Origin of the sequence: Streptomyces sp. NPDC050535 (assembly GCF_044457665.1) — a bacterium.
GTDB lineage: Bacteria > Actinomycetota > Actinomycetes > Streptomycetales > Streptomycetaceae > Streptomyces.
On the sequence record NZ_JBITHE010000058.1, the window covers coordinates 1 to 2,932 of the forward strand.

Here is a 2,932-nt window from a genome sequence, read left to right on the forward strand (position 1 = left end):
GACGACCTCGTCCTGTGCGTCCACAACTTCTCCCGCTTCGCCCAACCCACCGAACTCGACCTCAGCGCCTTCAACGGCAGACACCCGGTCGAGCTGATCGGCGGGGTCCGCTTCCCCGCCATCGGCGACCTGCCGTACCTGCTGACCCTCGCAGGCCACGGCTTCTACTGGTTCCGGCTCCGTAAGGACGCCGCGTAGATCTCAGGCGGGGCGGTTTCCCCCGCCCCGCCCGGGGCACGCATGAGTAACACCCCGACTCCCCCGGCCTCCCGGGATCTCCGGGTCCCTGGGTTTCCGGCTCTCCGGACCCCAGCTTCCTAGAGTCTCCGGGGAAAGGACGCGACGCCATGTCGGAAGCGGCAACCCACTCTGCCACGGCCCCGGTCGCACGCCCGGAGCTGCTCGCGTCCCTGGATCCCCTGCTGCGGGAATGGCTGCCACGGCAGCGCTGGTTCGCGGGCAAAGGCCGTCCTGTGACCGGCTTCTCGCTGGTGTCGGCCACGGAACTGCTGCCGTCGGACAGCCCGGTGGGCCTGCTCCACCTGCTCGTACGCACCCATCAGCCGCTCACTCCGGCACTGGGCGCGCTGTCGCACCCGAGCGACTGCTACCAGTTGCTGATCGGCGTACGCGAGGCACTGCCGCCGAGGCTGGCGCCCGCACTGATCGGGCATCTGGAGGACGGGCCGCTGGCCGGCCGTACGGTGTACGAGGCGCTGCACGACGCGCGCCCGGCCGACGCACTCCTGGAAGCCCTGCGTACTCGGGCCGACCTCGGCGAGCTGCGTTTCGAGCGCGCCTCCGGCCAGGAGATCGGGAGCGATCTGGTGCCGCGCCTGGTGACGTCGGAGCAGTCCAACTCGTCCGTCGTCTACGGAGATACGTTCATTCTCAAACTGCTGCGGCGGATCGTGCCGGGGATCAACCCGGACCTGGAGCTGCCGCTGGCGCTGGCCCAGGCGGGCTGCGCGCGGGTGCCGGCGCCGACCGCGTGGATATCCGCGGAGCTGGGCGGGGAGACGTACACCCTTGGTGTGTTGCAGCCCTTCGTCCGGGGTGCGAGCGACGGCTGGGAGCTGGCGCTGCGCGAACTCGCGAAGGGCGGGGACTTCGGCGCCGAAGCGCGGGCGCTGGGCCGCGCCACCGCCGAGGTGCACCTCGCGCTCGCCCGCGCGCTGCCCACGGTCACCCTGGGTCACGCGCAGATGAAGCCGCTCGTCGACGGCATGACCCAGCGCCTGGAGGCTGCCGCGCAGGCGGTACCCGCGCTGCGTCCGTACGCTCCCGGCCTGCGCACCGCCTTCGAGGCGCTGGCCGATCTGGCCGCCGAGGGCCGTACCTGGACGGCGCAGCGCGTCCACGGTGATCTGCACCTCGGGCAGTGCCTGCGTTCGCCGTCCGGGGAGTGGTCGCTGATCGACTTCGAGGGCGAGCCGTCGAAGCCGCTCGCCGAGCGCCGGATGCCGCATCCCCCGGCGCGGGACATCGCGGGCATGCTCCGATCCTTCGACTACGCGGCGCACACGCACCGCCCTCTGGTCCCCGGCTGGGCCGACACCTGCCGGGCGGCATACTGCAGCGGTTACGCCGAGGCCTCCGGGCTCGACCCGCGCACCGATCCCGTACTGCTGCGCGCCTACGAGACGGACAAAGCGGTGTACGAAGTCCTGTACGAGGCCCGGCACCGCCCCGACTGGCTCCCCGTGCCGCTGGCGGCGGTCCGCCGGCTCGCGGCGGACGCCACCACCCCCTGACCCTTCCCATCCCTCATCCTTTCGAGGAGGCCCTGCCCGTGACGCCCCGCCCGTCCGACGACAGTCCGAAGAAGACCGGTGCGAAGAAGAAGGCTGCCGACGAGGCGAAGCAGACGGCCAAAGCGCCCAAGCCGTCCGACGGCAAGAAGGCCGATCTCAAGAAGGCCGACTTGAAGAAGGCCGCCAAGGCCCTGAAGAAGGCGTCGGAGGCAGTGCCGGAGCCTGTCGCCGACAGCGTCCCCGTGTTCGCGGGTGTGCACCCCGGCGACCGCGAGCGGCTGTTGAGCGGCACGCACCACGATCCGCACGGGGTGCTCGGGGCCCATCCCGTGCCGGGCGGCGTGGCCTTCCGGGCCTTCCGCCCGTACGCGCTGGCGGTCACCGTCGTGGCGGACGACCTGCGGGCCGAACTGCACGACGACGGGGACGGTTTCTTCTCCGGTCTGCTGCCACTGCGCGACGTACCGTCCTCCTACCGCCTGCTCGTTTCGTACGAGGGGACGGTCCAGGACACCGAGGACGCGTACCGTTTCCTGCCCGCGATCGGCGAGTTCGACCTGCATCTGTTCGGCGAGGGCCGCCACGAGCAGCTGTGGCGCGCGCTCGGCGCGGAGCCGATGGTGCACCAGGGCGTGACCGGCACCCGCTTCACGGTCTGGGCGCCGAACGCGCGCGGGGTCCGGGTGGCCGGCACCTTCAACTTCTGGGACGGCACGGCGTTTCCGATGCGGTCGCTCGGTTCCTCCGGGGTGTGGGAACTGTTCGTGCCCGCGATAGGCGAGGGTGAGCTCTACAAGTTCGACATCACCCGCTCCGACGGCTCCCGGACCCTGCGCGCGGACCCGATGGCCCGGCGCACCGAGGTCCCGCCCAAGACGTCGTCGGTCATCACCGAGTCCCACCACCAGTGGCGGGACGAGGCATGGATGGCGGACCGGGGTGTCCGGCCCGTGCACGAGGCGCCGTTCTCCGTCTACGAGGTCCATCTGGCTTCCTGGCGACCGGGCCTGACGTACCGTCAGCTCGCGGAGCAGCTCCCCGCGTACGTGGCCGACCTGGGTTTCACGCACGTGGAGCTGATGCCGGTGGCGGAGCATCCCTTCGGCGGGTCGTGGGGCTACCAGGTCACCGGCTTCTACGCCCCCACCGCCCGCCTCGGCACCCCCGACGACTTCAAG

At 71.4% G+C, this 2,932-nt stretch carries 2 protein-coding genes and 1 pseudogene; all 3 read left to right on the plus strand.

Features of this window, described 5'->3' with window-relative positions; all coding sequences use genetic code 11:
• Positions 1–198: alpha-glucosidase C-terminal domain-containing protein (locus ACIBLC_RS41865; protein ID WP_399216735.1), on the plus strand; the 198-nt coding region annotated here is incomplete at its 5' end.
• A gap of 149 nt (positions 199–347) precedes the next feature.
• On the plus strand, positions 348–1,754 hold the full coding sequence (locus ACIBLC_RS41870) for a phosphotransferase (protein ID WP_399216736.1): 1,407 nt from the start codon (positions 348–350) through the stop codon (positions 1,752–1,754).
• Positions 1,755–1,786: 32 nt separating this feature from the next.
• Positions 1,787–2,932 (plus strand): annotated as a pseudogene (locus ACIBLC_RS41875) (1,4-alpha-glucan branching enzyme); the annotation flags it as partial.